The 26581-nt window shown below is 69.8% G+C and carries 23 protein-coding genes; 11 read left to right on the forward strand and 12 right to left on the reverse strand.

Going from position 1 to position 26581, the window contains the following annotated elements:
* The first annotated feature begins 30 nt into the window (after positions 1-30).
* Together WME73_RS40155 and WME73_RS40160 are read left to right on the forward strand one after the other, a co-directional pair.
* The gene (locus tag WME73_RS40155) at positions 31-2052 is read left to right on the forward strand and encodes a PAS domain S-box protein (protein WP_437852998.1); all 2022 of its coding nucleotides are present in this window, start codon (positions 31-33) and stop codon (positions 2050-2052) included.
* Positions 2049-3248, forward strand: coding sequence for a sensor histidine kinase (locus tag WME73_RS40160; RefSeq protein WP_437913047.1), 1200 nt, complete (start codon positions 2049-2051; stop codon positions 3246-3248). Before WME73_RS40155 ends, WME73_RS40160 begins: the two co-directional genes overlap by 4 nt.
* Positions 3249-3270: 22 nt before the next feature.
* On the opposite strand, the gene WME73_RS40165 is transcribed toward WME73_RS40160, so the two are convergent.
* The 7 genes from WME73_RS40165 to WME73_RS40195 form a co-directional block, all read right to left on the reverse strand.
* On the reverse strand, positions 3271-3789 hold the full coding sequence (locus WME73_RS40165; protein WP_437741552.1) for a hypothetical protein: 519 nt from the start codon (positions 3787-3789) through the stop codon (positions 3271-3273).
* Positions 3789-4514 carry an anti-sigma factor family protein gene (locus WME73_RS40170; protein WP_437913048.1) on the reverse strand — a complete coding sequence of 242 codons (726 nt, stop codon included), beginning with the start codon at positions 4512-4514 and terminating at the stop codon, positions 3789-3791. Before WME73_RS40170 ends, WME73_RS40165 begins: the two co-directional genes overlap by 1 nt.
* On the reverse strand, positions 4511-5311 hold the full coding sequence (locus WME73_RS40175) for a sigma-70 family RNA polymerase sigma factor (RefSeq protein ID WP_437741554.1): 801 nt from the start codon (positions 5309-5311) through the stop codon (positions 4511-4513). Before WME73_RS40175 ends, WME73_RS40170 begins: the two co-directional genes overlap by 4 nt.
* Positions 5312-5424: 113 nt before the next feature.
* Entirely contained in the window at positions 5425-6456 is a 1032-nt protein-coding gene (locus WME73_RS40180) for a S1C family serine protease (protein WP_437913049.1), read from the reverse strand.
* 116 nt (positions 6457-6572) lie between these two features.
* Positions 6573-6875 carry a DUF1844 domain-containing protein gene (locus WME73_RS40185; RefSeq protein ID WP_012239831.1) on the reverse strand — a complete coding sequence of 101 codons (303 nt, stop codon included), beginning with the start codon at positions 6873-6875 and terminating at the stop codon, positions 6573-6575.
* Complete coding sequence (locus WME73_RS40190; protein WP_437741556.1) at positions 6872-7102, reverse strand: hypothetical protein; 231 nt, start codon at positions 7100-7102, stop codon at positions 6872-6874. Before WME73_RS40190 ends, WME73_RS40185 begins: the two co-directional genes overlap by 4 nt.
* A 40-nt stretch (positions 7103-7142) precedes the next feature.
* On the reverse strand, positions 7143-7775 hold the full coding sequence (locus tag WME73_RS40195; protein WP_437741557.1) for an FKBP-type peptidyl-prolyl cis-trans isomerase: 633 nt from the start codon (positions 7773-7775) through the stop codon (positions 7143-7145).
* Between the two features lie 60 nt (positions 7776-7835).
* Here WME73_RS40195 and WME73_RS40200 point away from each other — a divergent pair, with 60 nt between their 5' ends.
* The 4 genes from WME73_RS40200 to WME73_RS40215 are packed head-to-tail and all read left to right on the forward strand — an operon-like array spanning position 7836 to position 12539.
* Positions 7836-9290 (forward strand): efflux RND transporter periplasmic adaptor subunit, encoded by a 1455-nt coding sequence (locus WME73_RS40200; protein WP_437741558.1) that lies wholly within the window; start codon positions 7836-7838, stop codon positions 9288-9290.
* Between the two features lie 5 nt (positions 9291-9295).
* Positions 9296-10093: an ABC transporter ATP-binding protein gene (locus tag WME73_RS40205; RefSeq protein WP_437741559.1), complete on the forward strand. Its 798-nt coding sequence runs from the start codon at positions 9296-9298 to the stop codon at positions 10091-10093.
* Positions 10090-11310, forward strand: coding sequence for an ABC transporter permease (locus WME73_RS40210; RefSeq protein ID WP_437741560.1), 1221 nt, complete (start codon positions 10090-10092; stop codon positions 11308-11310). The genes WME73_RS40205 and WME73_RS40210 overlap by 4 nt, the downstream gene beginning before the upstream one ends.
* On the forward strand, positions 11307-12539 hold the full coding sequence (locus WME73_RS40215) for an ABC transporter permease (RefSeq protein WP_437913050.1): 1233 nt from the start codon (positions 11307-11309) through the stop codon (positions 12537-12539). The genes WME73_RS40210 and WME73_RS40215 overlap by 4 nt, the downstream gene beginning before the upstream one ends.
* 86 nt (positions 12540-12625) lie before the next feature.
* Here the strand turns inward: WME73_RS40215 and WME73_RS40220 are convergent, their stop codons facing one another.
* The 3 genes from WME73_RS40220 to WME73_RS40230 all read right to left on the reverse strand — a co-directional run bounded on the left by WME73_RS40220 (position 12626) and on the right by WME73_RS40230 (position 17248).
* On the reverse strand, positions 12626-14659 hold the full coding sequence (locus WME73_RS40220) for a S1 RNA-binding domain-containing protein (RefSeq protein WP_437741562.1): 2034 nt from the start codon (positions 14657-14659) through the stop codon (positions 12626-12628).
* Between the two features lie 126 nt (positions 14660-14785).
* Positions 14786-15886 carry a P-loop NTPase gene (locus WME73_RS40225; RefSeq protein WP_437741563.1) on the reverse strand — a complete coding sequence of 367 codons (1101 nt, stop codon included), beginning with the start codon at positions 15884-15886 and terminating at the stop codon, positions 14786-14788.
* Between the two features lie 126 nt (positions 15887-16012).
* Complete coding sequence (locus tag WME73_RS40230; protein ID WP_437741564.1) at positions 16013-17248, reverse strand: hypothetical protein; 1236 nt, start codon at positions 17246-17248, stop codon at positions 16013-16015.
* 236 nt (positions 17249-17484) lie between these two features.
* Between WME73_RS40230 and WME73_RS40235 the strand changes: the two genes are divergently transcribed.
* From WME73_RS40235 to WME73_RS40245, 3 genes are all read left to right on the forward strand, one after another.
* Positions 17485-18183, forward strand: coding sequence for a TlpA disulfide reductase family protein (locus WME73_RS40235; RefSeq protein ID WP_437913051.1), 699 nt, complete (start codon positions 17485-17487; stop codon positions 18181-18183).
* Positions 18184-18331: 148 nt separating this feature from the next.
* Positions 18332-18856: a TlpA disulfide reductase family protein gene (locus WME73_RS40240; protein ID WP_437295034.1), complete on the forward strand. Its 525-nt coding sequence runs from the start codon at positions 18332-18334 to the stop codon at positions 18854-18856.
* A gap of 88 nt (positions 18857-18944) precedes the next feature.
* Positions 18945-20957, forward strand: coding sequence for a hypothetical protein (locus WME73_RS40245; RefSeq protein WP_437741566.1), 2013 nt, complete (start codon positions 18945-18947; stop codon positions 20955-20957).
* A gap of 36 nt (positions 20958-20993) precedes the next feature.
* Here WME73_RS40245 and WME73_RS40250 read toward each other — a convergent pair whose 3' ends face one another.
* Complete coding sequence (locus WME73_RS40250; RefSeq protein WP_437741567.1) at positions 20994-22316, reverse strand: hypothetical protein; 1323 nt, start codon at positions 22314-22316, stop codon at positions 20994-20996.
* Between the two features lie 95 nt (positions 22317-22411).
* On the opposite strand from WME73_RS40250, the gene WME73_RS40255 reads away from it, so the two are divergent.
* Positions 22412-23401 carry a diacylglycerol/lipid kinase family protein gene (locus WME73_RS40255; protein ID WP_437913052.1) on the forward strand — a complete coding sequence of 330 codons (990 nt, stop codon included), beginning with the start codon at positions 22412-22414 and terminating at the stop codon, positions 23399-23401.
* Positions 23402-23531: 130 nt separating this feature from the next.
* Complete coding sequence (locus tag WME73_RS40260; RefSeq protein ID WP_437913053.1) at positions 23532-24494, forward strand: acyl-CoA desaturase; 963 nt, start codon at positions 23532-23534, stop codon at positions 24492-24494.
* Between the two features lie 290 nt (positions 24495-24784).
* Here WME73_RS40260 and WME73_RS40265 read toward each other — a convergent pair whose 3' ends face one another.
* Positions 24785-26470 carry a CTP synthase gene (locus WME73_RS40265; RefSeq protein WP_437545102.1) on the reverse strand — a complete coding sequence of 562 codons (1686 nt, stop codon included), beginning with the start codon at positions 26468-26470 and terminating at the stop codon, positions 24785-24787.
* Positions 26471-26581 lie beyond the last annotated feature (111 nt).

A 26581-nucleotide genomic window follows, 5' to 3' on the forward strand; every position in this document is an offset into this window, starting at 1 on the left:
GCTCCAGCCTGGAGTCGCTAAGCTTGGCGTGTGCCTCGCCGTGATCCTGTGCTCGTCGTGGACGACGACGCCGTCAGCCGGCAGATGCTGCTGCACGCGCTGGCCGACGCGGGCATCGAGGCCGTCGCGGTCACCTCGGGCGCGGACGCGCTCGCCTGGCTCAAGGCGAGCGTGCCCGCGCTCGTGCTGCTCGACCTGGTGATGCCGCCCCCTGACGGCTACGTGGTCCTCAGCGCCGTGCGGGACGCCCCCCGGACGCAGGACGTCCCCGTCGTCGTGCTGACCGCGCTCGACGCGGACGAGGACGTCGCCCGCGCCTTCGAGCTCGGCGCCGACGATTTCATCCGCAAGCCGTTCCGCCCTGCCGAGCTGATCGCGCGCATCCGCGGGCAGCTCCGGATCCGGGACTACGTCGACGCGCTCGCGCGCAAAGAGCACGACGCGAAGGTGGTCCTCGAGCTCACGCAGGCGCTCTCCTCGACGCTCGACTTCCGGAACATCCTCTTCACGGTCGTGCGGCGCATCGCCGAGGTGGCGCGCGTCGACCGCTGCAGCATCGTCCTCGTGCGCGACGCGGGCGACGTCGGCTACGTGGTCGCCGCGAGCGACGACAAGGAGCTGCGGGATCTGCCGATCGATCTCGGCAAGTACCCGGAGATCCAGCGCGTCATGCGCACGGGCGACGTGCTCGTGATCGACGACGCGAAGGCGCACCCGTTGTTCGACATCGTACGCGCGGAGCTCCCGGAGAACGCGTTCCGCTCGCTGGCGCTCCTGCCGATCTTGTTCGAGGACAAGCCGCTCGGCGTGCTCTTCTTGCGCGGCCGGCAGCCGGTGGCGCCCCACGCGCACGAGCTCTCGCTGGCCCGCACGGTCGCGAGCGCCACCGCGATCGCCCTGCGCAACGCGCGCATCCTGCAGTCGCTCCGCGACCAGACGCAGCAGAGCACCTTCGCGCGGTTCGAGGCGGAGCGCCGGCTGAAGGCGCTCCAGCGCTACGCCGACTTCTTCTATTCGACGGCGGACGGCATCGTCGTCGTCGATCCCGACGGCCACATCCTCTTCTCCAACCCGCGCGCGCAGGCGATCACCGGGCGCACGGCGGAGGACCTCGAGAGGGCGAACCTGGCCGATCTCGTCGACGCGCGCGAGCACCCTCTCCTCGAGGAGATCCGCGCCGGCTTCGCCAGGGGATCGTTCCCGCACATGGTGGATTTCACCGTGCGGCGGGGCGAGCACGAGCGGCTCATCCTGAGCTTCAGCTTCAGCAGCGTCCTTCGCGAGGAGAGCGGCGCCGTCCTGGTCAGCTTCCGCGACGTCACCACGGAGCGCGCCACCGAGGCGGAGCTCACCAAGACCAAGGAGTTCCTGGAGCGCGTCATCGACAGCTCGGTCGACGCGATCGTCTCGGCCAACATGGAGGGCGTCGTCCTGCTCTTCAACCGCGCCGCCGAGCGGATCTACGGGTATGACGCGAAGGAGGTCGTCGGCGTGATGAACGCCCGCGCGCTCTACCCCGACCACAACGCCGAGCACATCATGAGGCTCATCCACGCGAAGGAGCACGGCGGTCCCGGCCGGCTCGAGGGCTACCGGACCGAGGTCCTGGCCAGGGATGGGTCGCGGATCCCGGTGCACCTCTCCGCGGCGCTGATCTTCGAGAACGGCGTCCCGGTCGGCTCCGTCGGCATCTTCACGGACCTGCGGGAGCGGATGCGGATGGAGGCCCGCCTCACCGAGGCGCAGGAGGAGCTCCGCGCTCGCGAGAAGCAGGCCATCATCGCCGAGCTCGCGGGCGCGGCCGCGCACGAGCTGAACCAGCCGCTCACCAGCGTGCTCGGCTACGCCGAGCTGATCTGCCGCCGGATCGACGACGCGTCCCCCATCAAGGGGGCCGCGACCACGATCCGCAGCGAAGCCGAGCGGATGGCGGAGATCGTCCGCAAGATCGGCAAGATCACCCGCTATGAGACGAAATCCTATGTCGGCGCCGCGAAGATCATCGATCTCGACCGATCGAGCGGCGACGACCCGAACAGGGTGATCGGGTGAGCGGAAAGACCGCGGAGCGCCTGGGGGAGCAGCCATTGTCCGACGCTCCCGTCACGCTCCGGAAGCCCCTCACCCGGGACATCCCGCTCGAGTGGGTGGACAGCCTGCTCATCGCGTCGAGCGAGCTGGATCCGTCGGCCTCCATCGAGCAGCGCGCATCGACGCTGCTCGGCGCGGCCGCGAAGGTGCTCACGGCCTGCGGGCTCGGCATCTACATCCCCGGCGCGACGGGGGCGCAGGTGGCCGTCCGGGTCTCGCCGCGCGCTCGCCGCGACGACGGCCACGATCCGGCGCGGCTCCTCCCGGAGTTCGCCTTCGAGCGCGTCGTGGCGATCGAGCCCGGAGGTCGCTCGACGATGCACATCGCGGCCGACGACGCCGCGTACCTCGACAGCGCGCCTGTAGAGGCGCTGGTCGACCGGCTCGTGCTCACCCTGGGTGCGTCGCTCCGCGAGGCGCGCGCGCACGAGTCGCTGCGCGCTCAGGTCATGCAGGCCGAGAAGCTGGCCTCGCTCGGGAAGATGGCCGCAGGCGTCGTGCACGAGCTCAACAACCCGCTCACCTCGATCCTCGCCTACTCCGAGTACCTGCGCCGCAAGGGCGAGCGCGGCGGCTTCGACCCCTCGGACATCGAGCGGCTCGCGAGGATCAACGACGCGGCGGATCGCATCCGCCGGTTCTCGCGCGACCTGATGGCCTACGCGCGGCCGTCCACGGAGAAGCCGGGCGCCGTCTCGCTCCACGACATCATCGAGCGCGCGCTCGTCTTCTGCGAGCACCTCCTCGACCAGACGGGCGTCACCATCGAGCGGCGCTTCGACGAGATCCCTCCGGTTTGCGGCGTCATTGATCCGCTGACGCAGGTGTTCGTGAACCTGTTCACGAACGCCGCGCACGCGATGAACGAGCGCGGCGGCTGCCTCGGCATCTCCACCGCGATGTCGCCGGAGGACGGCTACATCACGGTGACGATCCGCGACGACGGGCACGGGATCGAGCCCGAGCACCTGCCGAGGATCTTCGACCCCTTCTTCACGACGAAGACCGACGGAACCGGCACCGGGCTCGGCCTGAGCATCGTAAGGAACATCGTTGCCTCGCACGGCGGCAGCATCCGCGCGGATGCGCGCGCCCCGCGCGGGACGGTCTTCTCTCTGGATCTGCCGATCGCGCTGCCGTCCTCGGCCCGCCGCTGAGCAGGGGCGAGCTCCCCTCGACTCAGGGCGCGACCTTGATGCCCAGCACGAGCACGCCGCCCATGTGCTGCTGACCCGCGACGAAGAAGCTCTCGCCGGCCTTGGCGTTCACCTCGAGCAGGGGCAGGAACGTGGTGCCACCTGGCTTCTGGATGCTCGCGCTGACGACGAAGCGCCTCGGCTCGTCCTTCTTCTTCGCGGCGACCACGTCCTTCAGCGACACCATGAGGACGCTGCCGTTCGGCAGCTTCGTCGTGGTCGGCTTCCCCTTCTGCAGGGTGACCTTCAGCCGTTCGAGGAGCTTGTAGCTGTTGTACGCCGAGAACGGCGGCTTCCCGAGCTCGGGCATCTTGCCGATCTTCGGGTCGATGCCTTTCCCATCGTTCGTCGCGTGGAGGATCACGATCTCGGACGTGACCTCGGCGTCCGACGGCGCCGCTTGCGGGGGGGCCGGCGCCTGCTCTTGCGCGACGGCAGGGGAAGGGCTCACGCCGAGCGCCAGGACCATGGTCGCGGTGATCGCACTCGCAAGAAATCTCATCACTGTCCTCCCGGACCGTCATCGGAGAGCCAGACCACCGTGGTCGTCGGGCCTGAAGCCACGGCCTCCTGCGGGACGTAAAAGATGGTGCCCATGCGTGCCCCGAAGTCGACCGCGGCGATCTCGACGCCGGGCTCGACCTCCCCCTCGAAGCTCGGCGCGGCGTCCGGCTCCTTCGCCGGCGCCGCGAGCAACGCGGAGGGCGCCTCGGGCGGCGGGGCGAGCAACGCGGAGGGCGCCGACGTCGTCAGCTCCGCGGTGGGCGTCTCCACGCCCATCTTGCCCCAGACCATCAAGGCGGCGGCCGCCGCCACGGCGAGCGCCGTCAGCGCGAAGATCCCGCGCGCGTTGTCGTTCGCCGGCGATCCCTGGAGCCGCGCCCGAGCGCGGGGCGGCTCGCCCGACGGCGGCGCCGCGAGCGGCCGCGCGGCGCCGCCCCCGTCGGCCCGCGCGGCGCCCGCCTGCCCTTCGAGGATCTTCGCCATCACCGCATCGGCGATGCCGTCAGCCGCGCTGGAGGCCAGCGCGCTGTCCCGGACCATGTCGGCCGCGGTGACGAGCGCTGCGACCTTCGCCCGGCAGCGCGGGTCGTGGAGCACGTACTCCTCCACCTGCCGGTGGCGAGCCTCATCGAGCTCACCGTCGGCATAGAGCATCAGCTCCAGATCCGTCGGCGGGGCGCTCGCTTCCCCGTGATTCGCCTTGCTGCTGTTGGCGGTGCTCACGCGATCTCCTCCGGGTCCTCTGCTGGGGCCTTGCCCTCTTCCTCCGCGTAACAGTCGGCGAGGGCGCGCTGAAGCTTCTGACGGGCGTGGAACAGGCGGCTCATGATCGTCCCCTTCGAGACCCCCATGGCCTGAGCCATCTCCTCGTACGACATGCCCTCCACCTCCCGCATCAGGATCACGCCTCGGTGGTAGGGCGGCAGCGCGTCGAGCGCGGCCTGGATGCGCCCGGCGATCTCCCGGCGCCGGACGACGTTGAGGGGGTCCGCGCCGTCGATCCGAGCGACGAGCGGGAAGTCGGACTGCTCGTCCGCCGCCTGGTTCTCCTGGAGCTCGAGGTCGCGGCGTCCCGGCTTCCGCATGAGGTCGATCGCCAGATTCGTGACGATCCTGTAGAGCCAGGTGAAGAACGAGGAGCCCCCCTGAAAGGAGCCGAGGCCCTTGTAGACCCGGAGGAAGGCGTCCTGCACGAGCTCGCGCGCGTCGTTCTCGTCGCGGACGAGCCCCATCGCGATCGCGAACGCCCTGCGCTGGTGCCGTTCCACGAGCGAGCGGAAAGCCGCCTGGTCCCCCTTCTGCGCTCGCTCGATGAGCTCACGATCTTCCTCCGCTTCCCGCCGTCTCGCCTCGCGATTGGACGCACGGGCGGGAGCGCTATTCAGGCGCGGGTGGAACTGCTTCGTTTCGGGGTGGTCGCCCTCCGCGGACAGGTCGTCGCCTTCCGCATCGCCCTCGCCGGGATCACCGGGAGGTGCGACCGGCTCGAGCTCGTCCGGGTGAGAAGGTGCAATGGCCACGGGGTCAGCTTACCTGAGGAGGCTGGGGGACGAGGGAGGTCGCGGAGCAGGCGGCCACGCACGGCGCGCGGCAGCCGGCGGACGTGCCGGGCGGCAGACAGCGGCCGTTCGGCTCACGGCTCATCGGCCTCGTCGCTGAGCTCGGGCAGCTCGCCCAGCGTGAGGCGGACATCGAAGACCCGCTCCAGCCGCGCGACGCGGAGCGTAACGACCTTGTTCACCCCGGCGATGCTCGCCATCCACCGGAGCTCGTTCGGGTCGGAAATCGTCTTTCCTTCGAAGCCGACGATCACATCGTCCGGCGCGATGCCAGCCCGGTCCGCGGGTCCCCCCGCCACCACGGTCTTCACCCACGCCCCCTTTCGATCGGGGCGCTTGAGCCGCCCCGCCTCGATCGAGTTGAGGACGTCGACGATCACCCCGACCTGGCTCCGCCGGATCTTGCCGTCGCGCAGCAGCATCGGGAGCAGCTGCCGGACCATGTTGATCGGGATCGCAAACCCGATGTTGTTCGCGTTGGCGCGCACGGCCGCGTTGATGCCGACCACCTCGCCCTTGAGGTTCAGGAGCGGGCCGCCGGAGTTGCCGGGGTTGATGCTCGCGTCCGTCTGGAGGAAGTTGAAGTAGCCGCTCGGGTCGAGCCCCTTCACGTCGTCCCGGGTGCGGCCCTTGGCGGAGAGGATGCCCGCCGAGACCGTGTGGGAGAGGCCGAAGGGGTTGCCGATCGCGACCACCCAGTCGCCGACCTCGATGGTATCCGAGTCGCCCAGGGGGAGCGACGGGAGCCCCCTCTCCTCGACCTTCAGCACGGCGACGTCCGTGTGCTTGTCGCGGCCGATGACGGTCGCCTTGATGTCGCGGCCGTCGACGAAGCTCACGAGGATGTCGGTCGCGCCCTCGATCACGTGGTTGTTCGTCAGCAGGAAGCCCTCTGGATCATAGACGAAGGCGGTCCCGAGCCCCTCGGCGACCGTACGGCGGCGGCCGCCCGGTTGCTGCTGCCGCTCGACGCGCGCCTTGACCGTCGCGACCGCTGGATCGGCCCTGCGCGCGAGCGGCGCGAAGGAGCCGGGCATGCCCTCGGAGCGGACGATCGGAGGAGGAGGCGGCGCGGACGGAGGCAGCGGCGCGGTCGCCACCGGCACGGCGCCCGAGGGGACGGTGGAGCTGCTTGCGCCGGAAGAGTGGCCCGGAGAGGCCTTGCTGCACGAGGCGACCAGTGAGGCGAGGAGGACCCCCAAGAGAGCCCTGGCGCCAACGGTCACGATCGTTTCGAGACCTCGAGGTAGCGCATCCGCAGATCGTAGAGCGCCTGCTCGAGCAACCTCTCCTCGTCGCCCGAGAGGTTCCCCTTCGTCTTCTCCTGGAGGAGCGACAGCAAATCGATGTCCTGATGCGCGAGGATCAGGTTCTGCTCTTCCCTGCCGTCGGGGCTGGGCGCGTCGCCGAGGTGCACGTACGCGGAGCCGATGATCGACAGCACGAAGGTCGAGAAGTCGAGCGTCGGCAGCTCCGGGGGGCTCCCTGGCGGAGGGAGCTCTTCCCGATTCTTCGCGTCGCTCACTCTGCCCCTTCGTCGTCGAGGTCGGGCTCGATCCGCGACCCCTGCGCTGACGCGCCGAGCGCCGGCTGGTCGACGGCGATCCCCTCGGCGTGCTCCTCCAGGTCCTGCAAGCCCGCGAGGTGCGCCTCGATGGTCCCCGCGCTGAGCGTCCCGCTCGCCAGGAGGCGCTCGCGCACCCGGCGATCGAGCTGCAGCTCCGTCAGCTTGCCCTTCTCACCTACGGTCATGATGTGATCTCCTCGGACAACCCACCCGTTCGCGGTGGGCTTATGACGACTTCTTCGAGAGCGTCACGAGCACCCCACCATCGCCGTGCTCGTGATGGTGGCTGTGATCGTGGTCGTGGTCGTGGTCGTGGTCGTGACCGCAGCAGCCCTCGCCCTCGGAGTCCTCGATGCGCTCCTCCAGCTCGGCCTGAGCCTGCGCGATCTCCTCCTCGCTGGCGGCGCGCACGTCCTTGACCTGAACCTGAAAGCGCACCTTCTGGCCTGCCAGAGGGTGATTCGTATCCACCCGGAAGCCCTCGGGGAGGATCTCGATGACCCGGAGCGCGATCGGCGAACCGTCCGGGCCCTGGGCGACGAATTCGTCGCCGACCTCGACAGCGCCCCCATCGGGGAAATCCGCCTTGTCCACCTCGAAGACGCCGGCGTCATCGCGCTCGCCGAACGCATCTTCCGGCTCGACGGTGATCTCGCGCTGCTCACCGGCGCGCAGACCTTCCAGCGCGCGCTCCAGCCCAGGCACGATCTGAGCGTAGCCGTGCGTGTAGACGAGCGGCTCTGCGGTCGATGCCTCATCCACCGTCTCTCCGCTTTCGTTGAAGAGGACGTAGGACAGCGTGACGACCGTATCCGTTGCGATGGGCAGCGACTCCATGGGCGGCGGTTGGTCTGCCACGGCGGTTCCGCGGTTTCAAGCGAGGCGCGCTTGCGCGGCAGCATGCTATGAGGACGTCCGATGGCCGACACCATGGCTCGGGCGACCGGTCGCGACCCCCTCGACGCGTCGCCCCCTGCTGCGCAGGCCACCACGGAAACGGAGCGCCTCCGTCCCGGAGAGGCGGCGCCGGGCGAGACGCGACCGGCCTCGACCGCGCCGGCGCCCCCCGGCGGCGCGGCAGCCCGGGGCCTGCGCGAGGGCGGACCGCGTCCTCGACGCGGGGGAGAGAGCCTGGAGCAGGAGCTCTCCCGGGTAGGCACGAAGCGCTGGCTCGCTCGCCTCGGCGTCCTCGCGACGATCGCAGCGCTCGTCGCGGGGCTCGTCGTCTGGAGGATCCGGACGAGGCCCCCGCCGCCGCCGCGCTACGTCACGGGCGACATCACCACGGGCGACGTGCTCGAAGTGGTCCAGTCGACGGGTCAGGTCAAGCCGCTCACCGAGGTGCAGATCGGCGCCCAGGTCTCGGGGCGAATCACCAAGGTCTACGTGGACTTCAACAGCATCGTGAAGGCCGGCGACGTGCTGGCCGAGATCGATCCGACGCTCTTCGGGGCGCAGATCGACTCGAACCAGGCGCAGATCGCGGCGGCCAACGCGAGCGTCGTGCGCTCGGAGGCGTCGCTGGGGACCGCCAAGCAGCGGCTCGAGCGCGCGAGGAAGATGGTCGCGGAGGGGGTGGGCTCGCAGGCCGATCTGGACACGGCGCAGGGCGCCTACGACGTCGCGCTCGCCGACCTCGCGGCCTCGAAGGCGCAGGTGGCGCAGCTCAGGGCGGTGCTCCGCTCCTCCACGACCAACCTCCAGTACACGCGCATCTTCTCGCCCATCGACGGGGTCGTCATCAGCCGCGCGATCGACCCCGGGCAGACGGTGGCGGCGAGCTTCCAGGCGCCCACCCTCTTCGTGATCGCCCAGGATCTTCGCAAGATGCGCGTGCTCGCCGACATCGACGAGGCGGACGTCGGGCGGCTCCGCGAGGGCATGACGGCGGACGTTAGCGTCGATGCGTTCCCGGGCGAGACGTTCCGAGGGACGGTGAGCCAGGTGCGCTACAGCCCGTTGAGCCAGTCCGGCGTCGTGACGTACGCGGCGGTCGTCGAGGTCGACAACCCCGACGTCAAGCTCCGGCCGGGGATGACGGCGACGGTGAGCGTCCGGTCCGCCGAGGCCAGGGGGGTGCGGCGGCTGCCGAACGCGGCGCTCCGGTTCAAGCCCGCCCCGGCGCGGGACAAGGACGGCAAGGAGATCAAGGCGCCGCCCCTCGATCCGCTCCCGCCGAAGAAGGGCCGAATCTACGTGCTGACCGACGCGACGCCCGGCGCGGAGAAGATCGAGCCGCGCGTCGTCGACGTCGGGATCACCGACGGCATCTTCACCGCGCTCGGGTCCGATCTCGGCCCGCTCAAGGTCGTCACCGACGAGAACGACGATCCGTCAGCGGGCGGCAGGGGGCGCGGCCCTCGGCTGTTCTAGGCGTGATGCTGCCCCAGAGCCAAGGCGTCGCCGCGGCGCCCCGAGACGAGCCGCTCATCGAGCTCTCGAGCGTCGGCAAGGACTACACGACCGAGGCCGTCATCGTAAGGGCGCTCCGGCACGTGGATCTGACCATCCAGCACGGCGATTTCGTCGCGATCGTCGGGCAGAGCGGCTCGGGCAAGAGCACCCTGATGAACATCATCGGGTGCCTGGACCGGCCGACGCATGGCACGTACCGGCTCGACGGTCTCGACGTCACCCGGCGCAGCAACGACGCGCGCGCGATCGTCAGGAACCGCCTTATCGGGTTCGTCTTCCAGGGCTTCAACCTGCTGCCGCGCACCACGGCGCTCGAGAACGTCGAGCTGCCGCTGGTCTACCGGGGCGTCGGCGCGGCGGAGCGGCGCAAGCGGGCGCTCGAGGCGCTCGGCGCGGTGGGGCTGGCCGAGCGCCTGCACCACACGCCGAACCAGCTCTCGGGCGGACAGCAACAGCGCGTCGCCATCGCGCGGGCGCTCGTCACCTCGCCGCCGCTGCTCCTCGCCGACGAGCCCACGGGCAACCTCGACACGCGCACGAGCTACGAGGTGCTCGGGCTGCTGCAGCGGCTCAACCGGGACGGGATCACGATCGTCCTCGTGACGCACGAGCCGGACATCGCCGCCTGCGCGAGCCGCGTGATCACGATGCGCGACGGCGAGATCCGCAGCGATCTCAGGAACGATCGCCCCGTCGACGCGGCCGCGGCGCTGGCCGCGCTGCCGCTCTCCGCGGCGGAGAGCGACGAGCTATCGCCATGAGCGGCTACTTAGCCGCCGTCCGGATCGCGCTGCGCGCCATCGTCCGGTCGAAGCTCCGCGCCGCCCTGACGGTGCTCGGCATCCTGATCGGGGTCTCGGCCGTGGTGATCGTCGTGGCGCTCGGGACGGGCGTGCGCAACCGCGTCCTGGGCGAGATCTCGGGCATGGGGGCGAGCTCGATCTACATCTTCCCGCAGTCGACGCAGGCGTCGGGGCTGAAGCGCCGCGAGAACGCGAGGATGTCGGAGGCCGACGGGATCGCGATCCTGAAGGAGTCGACGAGCGTGGCCGCGCTGAGCCCGTTCAGCTCGACGTCGACGCAGGTCGTGGCCGGAGAGGCCAACGTCGCGACCCAGGTCATGGGCGTGACCCGGAGCTACCTCTCGATCCTCTCGTACAGCGTCGGGATGGGCGAGGGCTGGACCGAGGCCGACGAGCAGCTCAAGGCGAAGGTCTGCCTGATCGGCGAGACCGTCCGGGAGAACCTGTTCGGCTCGGGCGAGGCCGTGGGCCGGTACATCCGGATCGGCAAGCACCCGTTCCGGGTGATCGGGGTGCTCGCGAAGAAGGGGCAATCGCCCTTCGGCGAGGACCAGGATGACCGGCTGCTCATGCCGATCGGCAGCTTCCGGTCGCGGATCGTGCCGAGCGCGCCGGGCAGGGTGCAGATGCTCGTCGCCGCCGCCACGAGCGAGCGGACCGTCGATCGCGCGGTGGAGCAGATCGACAGGATCCTCCGGCAGCGCCACGAGATCGCGCCGGACGACGAGCCGAATTTCGTGATCCGCACGCAGGCGGAGTTCCGCGCGTCCCAGGAGCGGATCCTGGACACCTTGACGATGCTCCTGTCCTCGATCGCCGCGGTGTCGCTCCTCGTCGGCGGGATCGGCGTCATGAACATCATGCTGGTCAGCGTCACCGAGCGGACGCGCGAGATCGGCATCCGCATGGCGATCGGCGCCTCCGAGGGAGACATCCTCGTCCAGTTCCTTGTCGAGGCCATTACCCTGTCGCTCATCGGGGGCGTGCTCGGGCTCGGCGCGGGGCTCGGCGTCATCAAGGCCCTCGCCGCCACGCTCGGCTGGAACATGACGTTGCCGGCCAGCGCGGTCGTCGTCGCGGTGGGGACGAGCGCGACGATCGGAATCGTCTTCGGGTTCTTCCCGGCCCGCCGCGCGGCCCGTCAGGATCCCATCGCCGCCCTGAGGCACGAATGAGCGCCACGCTCACCCGGGTGTTCTCGGCGGTCGTGATCGCGCTGCGCGCCGTCCGCCGGAACAAGCTCCGCGCCGGGCTCACGATCCTGGGGATCACGATCGGCGTCGCGGCCGTCGTCACCGTCACGGCGCTGGCGAGCGGCGCGCGCGCCAACGTCAACGCGCAGATCTCGAACCTCGGCTCCAACTCGCTCATCGTCTTCGCCCGATCCGCCCGCGCCTCGGGCGTCCGCAGCACCGCGGGCGCCAAGCTCTCGGAGCTCGACGGCCAGGCGCTCGCGCGCGAGTCGACGAGCATCCGGCTCGTGGCGCCGTTCCTCAGGTCGAGCGCCCAGGTCATCCACGAGGGCCAGAACGCGAGCCCGACGCTCGTCGGGACGCGCCTGAACTACTTCGAGATCCGGAGCTGGAAGGTCGCGCAGGGAGAGCCGTGGAGCCCCGCCTCGGAGAACCTCTCCGAGAAGGTCGTCGTGATCGGGGCTCAGACCGCGCGCGATCTGTTCGGATCGCTCGATCCGGTCGGCCGGATGGTGCGGATCGGCCGCCAGATGTACCGCGTGCTCGGCGTGCTGGAGGAGAAGGGAGCGTCGCCCTTCGGGCAGAGCCAGGACGAGATCGTGCTGATGCCCATCACCACGATGCGGTCGCACGTCATCGCCACGCGACCCGGGGAGGTTCATGCCATCTTGCTGAGCTCGACGTCGGCCGAGACGTCGGAGCGCGCCAGGCAGCAGGCCGAGGCGATCCTCCGCCAGCGGCACCGCATCGGCGAGAACGACGAGGACGACTTCGCCGTCCGGAGCCAGGCGGAGTTCCAGGCCATGCAGGACGCGATCTTCGCGGCGCTCTCGGCGTTGCTCGTCAGCATCGCGGCGGTGTCGCTCGTCGTGGGCGGCATCGGCGTCATGAACATCATGCTGGTCAGCGTCACCGAGCGCACCCGGGAGATCGGCATCCGGATGGCCATCGGCGCCCGGGAGATCGACATCCTGCTGCAGTTCCTGCTCGAGGCGCTCGTGCTCGCCACGCTGGGCGGCATCGTCGGCAGCGCGCTCGGGTACGGCGTCATCCTCGGGTTCTCGCGCGCGTTCGACTGGCCGATGAGGCTCGAGCCGGCTGCGCTCGCGGTCGCGCTCGGGGTGAGCACGGCGATCGGGATCGTCTTCGGGTTCTTCCCGGCGCGGCAGGCCGCGCGCATGGATCCCGTGAACGCGCTAGGGCGCGAGTAGCGCGAAGCGCGCCGGACCGCGGGCGGTGGCTGGAGGAGGAGGGAGGCGGAGGCGCCGCCGCACGGGCGGCGCGCGCCTCCCCGGGATCAGCTCTTCTTCATCAGGTCGGCGAACGTGCCGAACTTGGCCTCGCGCGCGACCCCCGCGCGGTACTGCTGGTACGCCTGCTTCTCGGCGTCCTCCTTGAGGGCGCGGATCGACAGCTTGGCCTCGCCCCGGCGCGGATCCACCTCGATGACCTTCGCGTCGAGCTGGGTCCCGATGGGGAACTCCTTCCGGAGGTCGGTGCCACGCTGGGTACCGGTGTGGCCGGCCGGGATGAAGCCGCGAGCCGCTCGCCCCGTGGTGCCGAGCACCCGGACGACGAGCCCCCCTTCGGTCACCTGCGTGACGGACACCTTCACCGCCTTGCCCTGCTGAACGCGCTGGCGCGGCTCGCTCTCCTCGCCCTCGGGCGGAGCAGGGTGGAGCCCGATGCGCCGGCCCGCGGCGTCGCAGGTCGCGACGACAACGTCGACGTCGTCACCGACCTTCACGACCTCGTCCGGGTGCTGGATCGGCTTCATCGAGAGGTCGGCCGTGTGAATGAGCCCATCGATGCCCGGCTCGAGCTCGATGAACGCGCCGAACGGCTGCAGGCGAGCGACCTTGCCCTTGTGGCGCGTGCCGACCGCGTACTTCTCCTTCACCGCGTCCCACGGGTCGACCGTGGCGGCCTTGCGGCTCAGCCAGAGCTTGCCCTTGTCGTCGACGCGGAGGACCTTCACGTCGATCTCCGCGCCCGGCTTGAACAGGTCGGCCAGCTTGGCGCCGCGGTCGTGGCTCGCCTCGCTCATGTGGACCAGCCCCTCGACGCCGCCGGCGTCGGGGAGCGCGACGAACACGCCCCACGCGACGACCTTGCGCACGATGCCCTTGTGCAGCGAGCCGGGCTCGATCGACGTGAGCGCCTCGGTGCGCGCCTTCCGGCTCTCCTCTTCGAGCATCTTGCGGCGGGACACGACGATGTCGCGCCCCTTCTTCGCGAACTGGGTCACGCCGAAGTCGAGCCGCTGGCCCACGAGGTAGTTGAGGTCGGCGCCGTGGCGCAGATCGACGTGCGACGCCGGCGCGAAGGCGCGGAGGCCGCCGAGGTCGACCTCGAGCCCGCCCTTCACCGCCCCGGTCACGAACCCCTCGATCGACTCGCCGCTCTGGAGCGCAGCCTCGGCGCGCGCGCGCGCCTGATCGAGCTGCACCGGCGCCCTCGACAGGAGGAGCATGCCTCCGCGCACGCCGGTGCTCGCCACCGTCGCGATGAACTGATCTCCCTCGACGGGCGGCTCTTCCTCGAGGATCTCGCGACGGTCGAACAGCCCCGTCGCCTTCCCGGCGATGTCGATCCAGATGGCATGGTCGGTGGTCTTGCTGACCCTGCCGAACACTTCCTCGCCGATGCTGAAGGCCGGGCGCTCGCGCGGCGGCGGCGCGCCCTGCCCCTTGCGCCGCTTGCGCTTCTCGCCACCGGGCTGCGGCTGCCCGCCCGCCTCGTCGGCCGCCTGCTCCTCCGCGCCCTCATCTTCTTCTGCCGCGTCGGCCGCCTCCGCGCCGCTGGCCTCGGCCGCCTCAGCTGCCTCGCCCTCGGGCTGGCCGGCCTCCTCCGCGCCCTTGCGGCGACGGCGGCGACGGCGCTTCTTTCCAGCGCCACCCTCGGTCTGCGCGGCCGCACCGGCCTCTCCGGCCGGCGCGGGCTTCGCGGCCGGCGCGGGCTTCGCGGCGGCCGGAGGGGTCCGTTTGCCGGGCGAGAACCCCGGCTTGCGGTTGCCGATATCATCCCGCGGCAGGCCTGGAACGCGGTTGCCGATGTCGTCGCCCGGCTGCTCTTCCCACTCGTCGTCGGCATCACGCGCCGGGGCGGCGCTCGCCGCCGCGGCCGGTGTCGCCTCGGACTGGGCCGAGCTCGCCTGCGACGACGCTTCTCCGCCGGGCTCGTGGCTCGCTTCGGTTGGGGGGGTGGACCCCCCTTCATGGGCTTGGGCTGCTTGCTCGGGCGCAGCGTTCGACGACTCGAGCGGGCCGCCCTGGTCGGCCGGAGCTCCCGGCGCGTCCGCCGGCGTGGTGGTATTTTCGTGGGTATTCATCCGCGCCTCGCGCGACAACGCATGCCGATGGGGGCGAAACGTGCTCGCGTTCTCTCCAGCGGCCCCCTCGGTTGAATGGGGGAAGGGGCCGGAACCATATCGTATCCGGGACGTTTACGCGAGAGCCTACCGCATGATGGGCAGGTGCTTGTTGGTCCCCCCGCTCCGATCGATGCGGAGGCCGCCCCCGCTCGCGAGGTTGTGGGCGCTGATCTGGCCGGCCAGCCGCTCCGCCACATCCACGAAAGCGCGCGCAATCGGGCTGCTCGGGGCAGCCTGTACGACCGGCGTGCCGGCGTCGCCCCACTCCCGGATGGCCGGATCCATCGGGATCTGGCCGAGCAACGGCGCCTCCGCGAACTCCGCGATCTTCTGCCCGCCGCCGGCCCCGAAGAGCTCGTGCCGCTTGCTGCACCCGTCGCACACGAAGTAGCTCTCGTTCTCGACCACGCCGAGCAGGGCGATCCCGACTTTCTGGGCCATCGAGACCGATTTGTACACGTCCTGGAGGGCCACCTCCTGCGGCGTTGTCACGACGATCGCGCCCGTGGTCCTCATCTTCTGGGAAATCGTCAGCGCGATGTCGCCGGTACCGGGCGGAAGATCAAGCACGAGGTAGTCGAGCTCACCCCATTCCACGTCGCGCATGAACTGGATCAGGGCGTTCTGGAGCATCGGCCCGCGCCAGACGACCGCCGATCTCGGATCTTCCAGCAGGAAGCCGATCGACATGAGCTTCACGCCGAAGCGCTCGAGCGGCAGAAACTTCTGCCCATCGGCCGACGTCGGGCGGCCCATCACGCCGAGCATGGTCGGGACGCTCGGCCCGTACATGTCCGCGTCGAGGAGGCCGACCTTGGCCCCCTCGCGGCTGAGCGCCAGGGTGAGGTTCGCGGCGACCGTGCTCTTGCCGACGCCGCCCTTGCCGCTCATCACGAGGACGATGTTCCGCACGCCCGGGGACGGGTCGTCCTGAAGGATGGTGCGCGCGGGGATGCCGACGTCCCACGCGATCCGGACGCCCTTCGCGCCGGCGCCCTTCAGAGCCGCCTCGATGTCCGCCGCGAGCCGCTGCTTGAAGTAGCTGGTCAGCTCGACGGTGAGCGAGACGGCCTCGCCCTCGACCGAGAGCTCCCGGACGCGACCGAGATCGGTGATGGGGCGCTGGAGGTCCGGCGCGATGACCTTTGCCAGCGCGGCGAGCGCGGCGTCCTTCGTGATGGGCATGGGGCGAAGGAGTTAGGACTGCTCGGGATTCCCGTCAACCGGCGAGCGCGGCGTCGCCGAGGGCGCTCGCTCTGGCCTGGCCGGGCGCGGCGCGACAAAGGCCGTTCCTGCGCCCGGCCGGCGCCGTTACCAGCAGGTAGCGACGCTGGAATCGGGGTCGCCGCGATCGAGCTGGCGCGACGGCAGGTAGCACCGCGAGTCTACACAGTCCCCGCTCGAGTTCTGCTCGACGCACACGCACGCGCCGACGAGCCCGCTGGGCGACTTCGGGCAGACCTCAGCCGCGTTCTCCGCGGTGCACCGGATGGGGAGCGCCGCGTCCAGGCACGCCCGCTCGCCGCGCAGCGTGGTGGTGCACTCCATCGTGGAGTCCGCGTCGCCGCAGTCGGTGTCGTTGCGGCACGGCTCGCAGAAGTTGCCCTTGCCGGTGCAGGCGCCGAACCGCGGGATGCACGCGCCCTCGTCGCACCGGTAGTCCAGGTCGCAGTCGGAGTCCGCGCTGCAGGACCTGGCGCACCGGCGCTCGCCGTCGATCGCGACGCAGCGCTGCTCTGCGGCGAACGAGCAGTCGAAATCGGTGCTGCACGGCGCGCACTGGGTGCGCTTGACGCAGGTGCTGCGCAGCAGGCACACCGGGCCCTCGACATAGGTGTTGCCGTCCCCGAACGTGGACGGGTCGATGCACTCCTCGTCGGTCTCACCGCAGAAGCCGTCATCCCCCTTGTCCGTGCCGCAGATCGCGTGAGGATCGCGGGACACGGCGCACTCGAAGCCGCCGGGGCAGTCCGCATCGCCCATGCAGTGCGGCATCGTGCAGTAGGCCTCGGCGTCGCCCTGCCCCTTGCCAAGGCACTCCAGGCCGAGCGAGGTGCACTGGTCGGGAGAGCAGGCCGGGACGACGCAGGCGCTGCCGTCGCTGCACTTGCCGGCGGAGCAGGCGGGGTCGTCGCCGCACCGCTCCGTGTCGCGCTGGCAGTCGCCTGGGTTCCCGTTGCATTGGCTCGGGTCGCACGGCGTCTCGTCGGGGCAGCGCCCGAACTGGCCGCACTCGGTGCCGAATGGACAGGGCGCACCGAAGCCCACCATCTTCTCCTTCTGCGTGCAGACCAGGATCTCGGCCTTCGTGTCGTCCTCCGCGGCCGGCGCACAGTCCTGGATGCCTGGAATACATTCGCGGTGGCTGCTGCACCTGAGCACGCAGCGGTTGCCGACGCAGGTGTTGCCCTCCAGGCAGAGCTCCGGCTGGCATTTGCCCTCGCAGACGCCGTCGACGATGACCCCCCCGAAGCATTTGTCCTGTGGCGTGCCCGACGAGCATGCGCCGCTCGCGATGGCCGCCCCGCTCGCCAGGCAGCACAGCATCAGGAAGGCGTGGATACTACGGAGACGGGGCCGACGGGCGCTGTGAGAAGCGACAACCTGCTGCATAGGACCTCAGCGCGGGAAACACCCGCGGATCGGGGCAGGCACGGCGGGCCTGGCCGGAGATTGCGGAAACGCGCTCCCGAGCGAAGCGGCGACGCCAAGGTTGCCCTTGACGCCCCCCGTGCCGCCCAGAAGAATGAGCACTCCTACACCATACTTCAGGCGGTGGCATCATGCGAATCGACGCGGTTCTCGGTGGGATGGGCCTTTTCGTCGTGGCGGCTCTAGGGCTCGTCGGCTGCGCAGAAGAGGATCCCATTCCTGCGCCTCCCTTTCCCGAGGGGACGGGTCAAGCTGCGAACGCTCGATATCCGGCTGGGCCGTATGGGGTGAGCCTCAACCGGGTGATCGCGAACTATCAGTTCGTCGGGTACGCCAACGCCGCCGAACACAACGACACGATGCAGCCGATTCAGCTCGCCGATTTCTACAACCCGACCGGGACGGAGGTCTTTCCGGAAGGCTCGCTTTACGGCGCGGGAGAGCCGAAGCCGAAGGTGCTGCTGATCGACGTCTCGTCCGTATGGTGCGGCCCCTGCAAAATCGAGGCAGAGTCCGTCCTGCCCGAGCTCTACAAGAAGTATCAACCCCAGGGCGGCGAGTTCCTTGTTCAGCTCGCAGACGGAAGGACCCCGGGCGAGGCGGCGGTCCCGAACGACCTGTACCGCTGGACGACCCGGTACGACGTGCAGTACCCGTCGGCGATCGACCCTTCGTACAAGCTCGGCGCGCTTTTCCAGGCCGACGCGTTCCCGGCGAACATGATCGTCAGGACGCAGGACATGACGATCATGGAGATCGTCGCTGGCGTGCCCGAGGAAAACAGCAATTTCTGGCGAACCTTTGAGAAGATCATGAACGGCGAGCTCTGAACGAGCTTCGCCGTGGGCGCGTCGTCGAACCACCGGTCGGCGCGCGCGTGTAGGGAGAATCTGCCAGGGCGCCGCAGAGGGGCGCCCGCGACGTTGAGCCCTCATGCCGATCGGCCGCTCAGGCCGGCCCCTTCGCGACGGAAACCCAATGAACCGAAAAACCCGCTGCGCGCTCTCGCTGGCGTTCATTGTCCTCGGCCTCGCCGCCGCCTCGTGCGGAGCGGCCTCAGGCGGCTCATCGGCGAGCCCGGCCCCGGACTTCTCGCTCCCCGCCCTCGACGGCAAGACGGTCAGGCTCTCGGACTATGCCGGCAAGAGCGTGGTGCTCATCGACTTCTGGTCGACCACCTGCGATCCGTGCCTGGCGGAGATGCCCCACCTCGTCGAGCTCTACAAGAAGCACAGGGATAAGGGGTTCGTCGTGCTCGCCGTGTCGCTCGACGGACCGGAGTCGCGGGCGCAGGTGAGCAGCACGGTCCACGACAGGGAGATGATCTTCCCTGTGCTCCTCGACGAGGAGACGACCGTGGCCGCCCGGTACAATCCGAAGCGCGAGCTTCCGTTCTCCGTGCTCATCGGCCGAGACGGCTCAATTCTTCACAAGCGCGGCGGGTACCAGCCCGGCGACGAGGCGGCGCTCACCGAGCAGGTCGAGAAGGCGCTTGGCCTATAGCGCCGGGGCGGCCGTCCGGCGCGCCTTCTCGGCGCGATCGACGGCTCGCTCGCTCCACGGCGGCGAGGTCCATGGTAGAGATCGGGCGGTGCGCAGCCCGCTCCGCCTCGTCCGTTCCTGCCTGACAGCGACGCTCCTCCTCGCGGCCTCGCCGGCGGCGGCGGTCGATCTCCCGAACGTCGGCGGCGAACCGATCTCGCTCGATGTCGTGAACACCACGGCCATCAGCTACCACTTCGACAATCGCAACGACGATGGCCGCTATCCTTCGCGCTATCTCGACGACAACTACGGAGAGATCGTCGATCGGCTCGACGCCCAGCTCAACTGGTGGCGCCTGCAGCTCGGTATGCGGCTCAACGGCTCTTTCTACGTGCCCAGGCCCTCGGCGACCGACATCGATCTGCAGCGGAAGGTCCTGAACAAAGAGGTCTCGTTCAAGCTGGACGACGCCGCGCGGGAGCTCCACTCCCGGTATTTGACGACGGTCTACCCGGCGAAGCTCTGGCTCACCTACACGCAGCCGGGCATCGAGGCCACGGTCGGCGACTTCTACGCACAGCTCGGACGCGGCCTCGTCTTCAGCGTGCGGAAGATGGACGAGCTGGCCATCGACACGACCGTGAGGGGCGGCAGGCTCGTGCTCGACAAGGATTTCCAGCTGTTCAGGCTGGAGGCCACCGCCTTCGCCGGACAGATGAACCCCCTGCGCGTCGACGACGCGAGCGGCAGGCGGCTCCACGGGGACGGGTCGCCGCTCTTCTTCGCCTTCCCTGGCGCGAGCGACCTGGCCACAATCGACTTCAACCAAAGCAACCGGCCTTACGATGCGGTCGAGGGGGCCCGGCCGAACTACCTGGAGGACACCGTGTTCGGCGGACGCCTGGAGGCGGGTGTGAAGGGCGTCGAGCTCGCAGCAAACGGCGCGCTGCTGCTGCGCACGTCACACACCGAGGAGTTCAACCGATGCATGGCCGCGGCTCAGCTCATTGAGGACGTCGATGCGCGCAGGGAGCAGGAACGCCTGTGCGCTGGTGAGTTCCCGGAGTTCGTCAACAACGCCCCCGAACGGCAGCGCAACACGATCCGCACCTTCAGCGGCTCGGTGAGCATTCCGTCCATCGCGGAGCGCGGGGACGTCTACGTCGAGGTGGCCGGTCAGCAGCTCCGCAGCGGTCGCCCCGACCGGGATGGAAACCCGGAGAAGGACATATCCGGCTACGCGATCTATCTGGCGGCGAACGGGCGCGGAGGTCCGCTCGCCGTCGCCCTCGAAGGGAAGCACTACCGGCGGTTCTTCCCGCTCTCGGCCAACATCGACGTCTCTCCGCTGTCGAACCCGGGGTTCAATGCGCCGGAGTTCGCAGGCGTGGCGTACAACCAGCCTCCGACGGCGGAGCCCATCTACGTCGAGCCGATCGGGAGCCCCAATGTCTGCGTGACCGGCGGCCGCGCCCGCGTGGACTACCGCTTCAACCGGAGCGCGGCCATTTACGCCTGGCTCGGGCGCTATGTGAGCTTCTCGGAACGCCGGGACAACATCGACTGCGACACGGCGGATATCAATCGGACCGATACCTGGGATACCGCGGCAGGCACCGAGATCGACTTCGATGGCCGCCGCTCGCACGTGCGCGCCTGGGCTGGAGTTCGGCAATCCGATGCGGCCGACACCGGCGACGTCTTCTACAGCGAAGGTTACGTCCGGTACGACATCGTGAAGCACCTCGCCGGCGCGTTCTCCCTCCAGGCACAGGGCAACAGCCGCCGGCGCTACAGGCCAGAGAATTTCGAATCGTCCTGGGTCGAAGGGGACAACTACGTCGCGCTCCAGTGGTCGCCCCATCTCGCTGCGATCTTTGGCTACGAGTACACGAACGCGCTTGGGTGTGCGCCGGGCAAGGGCAGCGAGCTCTGCCATTACTTCAACGGGGGACTTCAGTGGAAAGCCGGGTCGAGGGAGACAGCGCTCGACCAGGTCGTCGACACGGTGCAGCTCTTCGTCGGGCAGCGGCGCGCGGGGCTACGTTGCGTTTCGGGCGTGTGCCGGAACTTCCCACCGTTCGAGGGGGCGCGTCTCGAGCTCGTCTCCAGGTTCTGAGCGACCGGACCACCTCGGGCGCCGCCTCGGCAACGCTCAGAACGCCTCGAGGATGGCGCAGGCCACCGAGGTCCTGACCTGGGGCTCGGCGTCGGCGAGGAGCGATGCGGCGCGCGGGATCTCGCCGAGCGCGACCAAGCCCGCCCCCGCCGCCTCGCGCACCGGGATCTCGCGGGATCGGACGTCGCGCTCCAGCAGCGGCACGACCGCGCGGATTCCTGCACGTGCGAGGACTCCCCGCGCGAGCACCGCGCGCGTCGACGTCCCCGCTGCGAGCTTCATCAGCCAAGCGACGGCCGCGGAGCGCTCGCGCGCCGCGACGTCCCGCGGCGCGGCGTCGACGTGGCGGCTATGGACGGCGAAGACCACGGCCTCATCCGGATCGCCCTGCGCCTCGATGAGCGCAGATCGCACCGCCGGGTCCTGGAGCGGCGCGGAGAGGATGGCGTAGACGCGATCCCGGCTCTGGCTGGAGCGGATGGAGCCGATGAGGACGGAGACCGCTTCGCCGGCGCCCTCGCCTCCCGCGCGGACCAGCGCGCGCGCTGCGGCGATCGCGGGCGCGCCGCGCTGGGTGGAGATCGCCCAGCGCAGCTGCGCGCGTCCGCCGCCGTCCAGCGCGCGCGGCGTCGCCCACGCTTCGGCGATCGCCTCGCGCCCGGGTTCATCCGAGAGGGTCCAGACATCGCGCAGCGCCAGCACGAGGTCCTGACCGCCGAGCGCCCCGGCGGCGCGGATCGCCAGCGTCCGCGCGAGCGGGTAAGGATCGAGCCGCGCCGCCTCGAGAAGCGCTTCCCGATCGCTCGGGTCCGCCGCGGCGACGGCGGCGCGAAGCGCCGAGACGCGAACCTCCTGATCTCCGTCGAGCATCCGCGAGCGGCGCATCGCGCCGTCCTCGGCTGTGATGAGCGCCCGCGTCTCCAGCGCGCGGAGCGCCGTGTCCTTGCCGGGGTATCGCCCCGCCGCCGCGTCGCTTGCGTACCGCTTCACGCTCTCCGGGTCGGTGAGCCCCGCCTCGAGGAGGATCATCGCCGCGGCGGTGGCGATCGCGTCCGAGCCCGCGGCGCGCTCGGCGAGCGCGTCCTCCAGCGCGCGCGCGCACGTCCGGAGCTCGCGCAGCCGATCGGCCCCCGATGGCGGCGTCGCGCGCGCGATCTCCCCCTGCGCGACCGCGCGGGCGATCGCTCGTGCGTCGTCGCTGTCCAGCGTGCCGCGGCGGAGCTCGTCGCTCAACGTGCGGCGCAGCTCGTCGAACCTGCCCGCCTCGGCTGCGCGTAGGGAGGCCGAGCTCGCGCAGCCGGTGACGGCGGCGAACGAGAGGAGGCCGGCGAGGATCGACCGGGAGAGCACGCGGCGCATGACGCGCCTCTTACCGCGCCGAAGTTCACGTTCGAAGCCCCTTCGGCTCGACCACCCGGGGAATCCGTTTTATAGGGCGGTCACGTTCCGGCACCATGCGTATCGACGTCATCGTCAACACCACGGCGCGCCGGTACCGGGCGAGGCCGTCGCTCATCGACCGCATGGCGGCCGCGTGCGCTGGCGCGGCGGAGCTCCACCCGACCTCGAACGTCGGGGAGCTCGCGGAGGTCTGCGAGCGACTCGCCCGGCGAGGCACGGATCTCGTCGCGCTCTCGGGCGGCGACGGCAGCTTCATGGCCGGCGTCACGGCCCTCGCGCGCGCCTTCGGCGATCGCTCGCTGCCGCCTCTTGTCCTGCTGCCAGGCGGCACCGTGGCGACCGTCGCGCGGAACTGGGGCATGGCCGGCGATCCGGCTGTGCTCCTCGCGCGGACGGTCAGCGAGGTTCGCGGCCTCCCGAGCGGCGCGGCCATCCATGGCGCCGTCCGCCGGCCCACCCTGCGCGTGCGCGCGACGACCCGCAGCGGCGTCGAGGAGCGCATCGGCTTCATCTTCGGCACCGGGCTCGTGGCCAGCTTCTTCGATGTCTACTACGAGCGCGGAGGCGACGGCTACGGCGCCGCTGCGCGCATCGTGGCGCGGGTGTTCATCGAGTCCTTCTACGGCGGCGCCTACGCGCGCCGCGTCCTCGACCCGCTGCCCTGCACGATCGAGGTGGAGGGGCGGCAGCTCGCCCCACGCGCCTGGTCGCTCATCTGCTCGTCTGCAGTGCGTGACCTCGGGATCCACATGCTGGTCACCTACCGGGCAGGGGAGGATCTCGATCGCCCTCACCTCGTCGCCAGCGCCCTGCCCCCTCGAGAGCTCGGGCCGCGCGCTCCGCTCGTCCTCGCGGGCCGCCGGATCGGCGGCAAGGACCACTTCGACGACCTCGTCCAAGATTTCACGGTCCGGTTCGGCGCCGAGGCCCGCGCGACCTCGCTCGGCGACGGCCCCTACATCCTCGACGGCGATCCCCTCCGAGCGAGCAAGATCCGGGTCTCCGCCGGGCCAGCCATCGACGTCCTCTCCCTGCGCCCCTGAGATCGCGCGCTCGTCGACGCCCTGCGCCGATCCGTCGGCGAGCCGGCTGCCGCATCGCATGACGGAATCATGACCAGCGTCGTGAGCCCCAGTGACGCGCGTGCTCGATGCTCCATCCACTTTGGAACCCATGACGCAAGCGCCTGCATCGAGCCCTACACGAGTCGTCGTACCGAAACCTGGCCCCAGCCTCGGCCAGATCTTCAACGTGCTGGGGATCACTGCGATCCACGTGGGCACCGTGGTCGCCATCCTCCGAGGTGCCACGTGGAAGCTCGCGGCGCTCGCCGCGGCCACGTACGTCGTCCGGATGTTCGCGATCACGGCGGTCTACCACCGGTACTTCTCGCACCGTAGCTACAAGACGAGCCGCGGCCTGCAATTCCTGCTTGCGCTGTTCGGCACCACGGCGACCCAGAAGGGCCCGCTGTGGTGGGGGGGGACGCACCGCGTCCACCACAAGTACTCGGACACCGAGCGCGACGTCCACAGCCCGCTCCGCAGGGGGTTCTGGTACGCGCACATGGGTTGGTGGCTCGGCCGCGAGCACGAGGAGCTCGACCTGAAGCGCATCCCTGACTTCGCGGGTTTCCCTGAGCTCCGCTGGCTGGACCGCTACCACGTGGTCGGGCCGCTCGGCATGATGGCGCTGCTCTTCGCGGTGGGCGGCTACGACGCGTTCCTGTGGGGCTATGTCGTGTCGACGTGCGCGCTCATGCACGGCACGTTCACGATCAACTCCCTCGCACACGTGTTTGGCTCGCGGCGCTACGCAACGACCGACACGAGCCGCAACAACTTCTGGCTCGCGCTGATCACCCTCGGCGAGGGCTGGCACAACAACCACCACCACTACATGAGCAGCGCGAACCAGGGCTTCTTCTGGTGGGAGATCGACGTCAGCTTCTACGTCCTGCGCGCGATGGAGAAGCTCGGCCTGATCTGGGAGCTCAGGACCGCGCCGGCGCACGTGCTGCAGCGGAACCTGATCAAGGAGGTCGGTGAGCGTTCGCCGCTCCTCGCCCCTCAGGCAGCAAACGCCGAGCCCCTTGACGCCCCGCCGCTGGGCCGGCCGAGCCTCGGCGACGTCTGATCGCGCGCGGCGTTCGTCATCGATGATCTGCGGACGGAGGCTGCAGGGCCGCCTTCGTCCGCAAGAGCTCGCGACAAATCCCTCGACGACCATCGCAGCGCCGCCCGTCTCGCCGTCGATGCGGCGGCCAGAGACCCTCGTGAGCTCTGGCGCCGGCCGCTAGAGCGCAGGCGCATCTTCGTGCGCTGCGCGCTCATCCGCGTCGTTCGGCTCGCTGCGGCGTAGCTTCGTACGCCTCACTCGCCCGCCTAGCGACTGAGCCCGTAGCGCACGAACCCGTGCACCCCGCTCTAGTTGACGGACGAGGCAGCTTGCTGGGTGTGGGCGGCGGCAGAATCGCCGGGCTTCGGCTTCTCGGCCTTGTTGCGCTCGCGTTGGCGCTCCAGACCGGCGCGCACGAAGCGCGCGAAGAGCGGGTGCGCGCTATGGGGGCGGCTCTTGAACTCGGGATGGAACTGACAGCCCACGAAGTACGGGTGCTCACGCAGCTCGATCATCTCGACGAGGCGCTGGTCGGGCGACGTCCCGGAGAGCACGAGCCCCTTCTGCACCATCGCCTCGCGGTACTTGTTCGACACCTCGTACCGATGCCGGTGCCGCTCGCTGATGCTCGTCTGCCCGTACGCCTCCGCGGCGATCGAGCCCTTGTCCAGGACGCACGGGTACGCGCCGAGGCGCATCGTCCCGCCCTTCTCGACGACCCCCTTCTGGTCGGGCATCAGATCGATCACCGGGTCGGCCGCGTTGCGATCGAACTCCACGGAGTTGGCTCCCGTCATGCCGCAGACGTGGCGCGCGTACTCGACGACCGCGAGCTGCATGCCGAGACAGATCCCGAAGAACGGGATCTTCTCCTCACGCGCGTAGCGGATGGCTTCGATCTTCCCCTCGGTCCCGCGATCGCCGAAGCCGCCGGGCACGAGGATGGCGTCCAGGTTCGACAGCAGCTCGGGCGCGCCGCGCGCCTCGATCTGCTCGGAGTCGATGTACTCGAGCTCGACCCGCACGTCGTTGTGGAGCCCGCCGTGGACGAGCGCCTCGTGCAGCGACTTGTAGGAGTCGCGCAGGTGCACGTACTTGCCTACGACGCCGATCTTCACGATGCCGCGGGACGGCTTCTTGAATCGCTCGACGATGCGCTGCCACGGCGACAGGTCCGGCTGCCTCGCCCAGATGTTGAGCAGCTCCGTGATCTTCTCGTCGATCCCCTCGGCATGGAGCACGAGGGGGAGCTCGTAAATGCAGTCGACGTCGACGGCCGCGATCACGCAGTCGACGGCGACGTTCGAGAAGAGGGAGATCTTCTCCTTCATGCTGCGCGGGAGCGGCCGATCGCAGCGGCAGAGGAGGATGTCCGGCTGAATGCCGATCTCGCGCATCTCCTTCACCGAGTGCTGGGTGGGCTTCGTCTTCAGCTCGCCCGCCGTCGCGATGAACGGCACCAGCGTGACGTGCACCGAGATCGCGTTCTGCGCGCCCGACTCCACCTTGAGCTGGCGGATCGCCTCGATGAACGGAAGCGACTCGATGTCACCCACGGTACCGCCGACCTCGACGATCGCGACGTCAGCCCCGTCCGCAGCAGAACGGATGCGCAGCTTGATCTCGTCCGTGACGTGCGGGATCACCTGCACCGTCGCCCCGAGGTACTCGCCGCGGCGCTCCTTCGAGATGACCGCCTCGTAGACGCGGCCGGTGGTGAAGTTGTTCTGGCGGCTCATCCGGGCGAGCGTGAAGCGCTCGTAGTGCCCGAGATCGAGATCGGTCTCCGCCCCATCGTCTGTGACGAAGACCTCGCCGTGCTGGTAGGGGGACATCGTGCCGGGATCGACATTGATGTACGGGTCCAGCTTGAGGTGGGTGACCTTCAACCCACGGGACTCCATCAGCGCCCCGATCGAGGCCGCAGCCAGTCCCTTGCCGATCGACGATACGACTCCGCCTGTGACGAAGACGAATTTGGTCCGCTTGCTCATGACCCATCGCTCCGCTGCGCCGTGTGCGCGCCTGTAACCAGTCCCTCGAGCGGCGCTCCAAGGTGAGCGCCGCCGAGGGTCGGCTGTCCACGGCAAATACCTTGCCCGGCT

Source organism: Sorangium sp. So ce302, from assembly GCF_051530145.1.
Lineage (GTDB): Bacteria > Myxococcota_A > Polyangia > Polyangiales > Polyangiaceae > Sorangium > Sorangium cellulosum_B.

Coding starts and splice junctions, on each gene's coding strand:
- WME73_RS40200 (WP_437741558.1), top strand. CDS start 7,836: ATGGCCGACACCATGGCTCGGGCGACCGGTCGCGACCCCCTCGACGCG.
- WME73_RS40250 (WP_437741567.1), bottom strand. CDS start 22,316: ATGCGCCGCGTGCTCTCCCGGTCGATCCTCGCCGGCCTCCTCTCGTTC.
- WME73_RS40240 (WP_437295034.1), top strand. CDS start 18,332: ATGAACCGAAAAACCCGCTGCGCGCTCTCGCTGGCGTTCATTGTCCTC.
- WME73_RS40215 (WP_437913050.1), top strand. CDS start 11,307: ATGAGCGCCACGCTCACCCGGGTGTTCTCGGCGGTCGTGATCGCGCTG.
- WME73_RS40265 (WP_437545102.1), bottom strand. CDS start 26,470: ATGAGCAAGCGGACCAAATTCGTCTTCGTCACAGGCGGAGTCGTATCG.
- WME73_RS40210 (WP_437741560.1), top strand. CDS start 10,090: ATGAGCGGCTACTTAGCCGCCGTCCGGATCGCGCTGCGCGCCATCGTC.
- WME73_RS40220 (WP_437741562.1), bottom strand. CDS start 14,659: ATGAATACCCACGAAAATACCACCACGCCGGCGGACGCGCCGGGAGCT.
- WME73_RS40230 (WP_437741564.1), bottom strand. CDS start 17,248: ATGCTGTGCTGCCTGGCGAGCGGGGCGGCCATCGCGAGCGGCGCATGC.
- WME73_RS40165 (WP_437741552.1), bottom strand. CDS start 3,789: ATGAGATTTCTTGCGAGTGCGATCACCGCGACCATGGTCCTGGCGCTC.
- WME73_RS40235 (WP_437913051.1), top strand. CDS start 17,485: ATGCGAATCGACGCGGTTCTCGGTGGGATGGGCCTTTTCGTCGTGGCG.
- WME73_RS40205 (WP_437741559.1), top strand. CDS start 9,296: ATGCTGCCCCAGAGCCAAGGCGTCGCCGCGGCGCCCCGAGACGAGCCG.
- WME73_RS40260 (WP_437913053.1), top strand. CDS start 23,532: ATGACGCAAGCGCCTGCATCGAGCCCTACACGAGTCGTCGTACCGAAA.
- WME73_RS40225 (WP_437741563.1), bottom strand. CDS start 15,886: ATGCCCATCACGAAGGACGCCGCGCTCGCCGCGCTGGCAAAGGTCATC.
- WME73_RS40255 (WP_437913052.1), top strand. CDS start 22,412: ATGCGTATCGACGTCATCGTCAACACCACGGCGCGCCGGTACCGGGCG.
- WME73_RS40190 (WP_437741556.1), bottom strand. CDS start 7,102: ATGACCGTAGGTGAGAAGGGCAAGCTGACGGAGCTGCAGCTCGATCGC.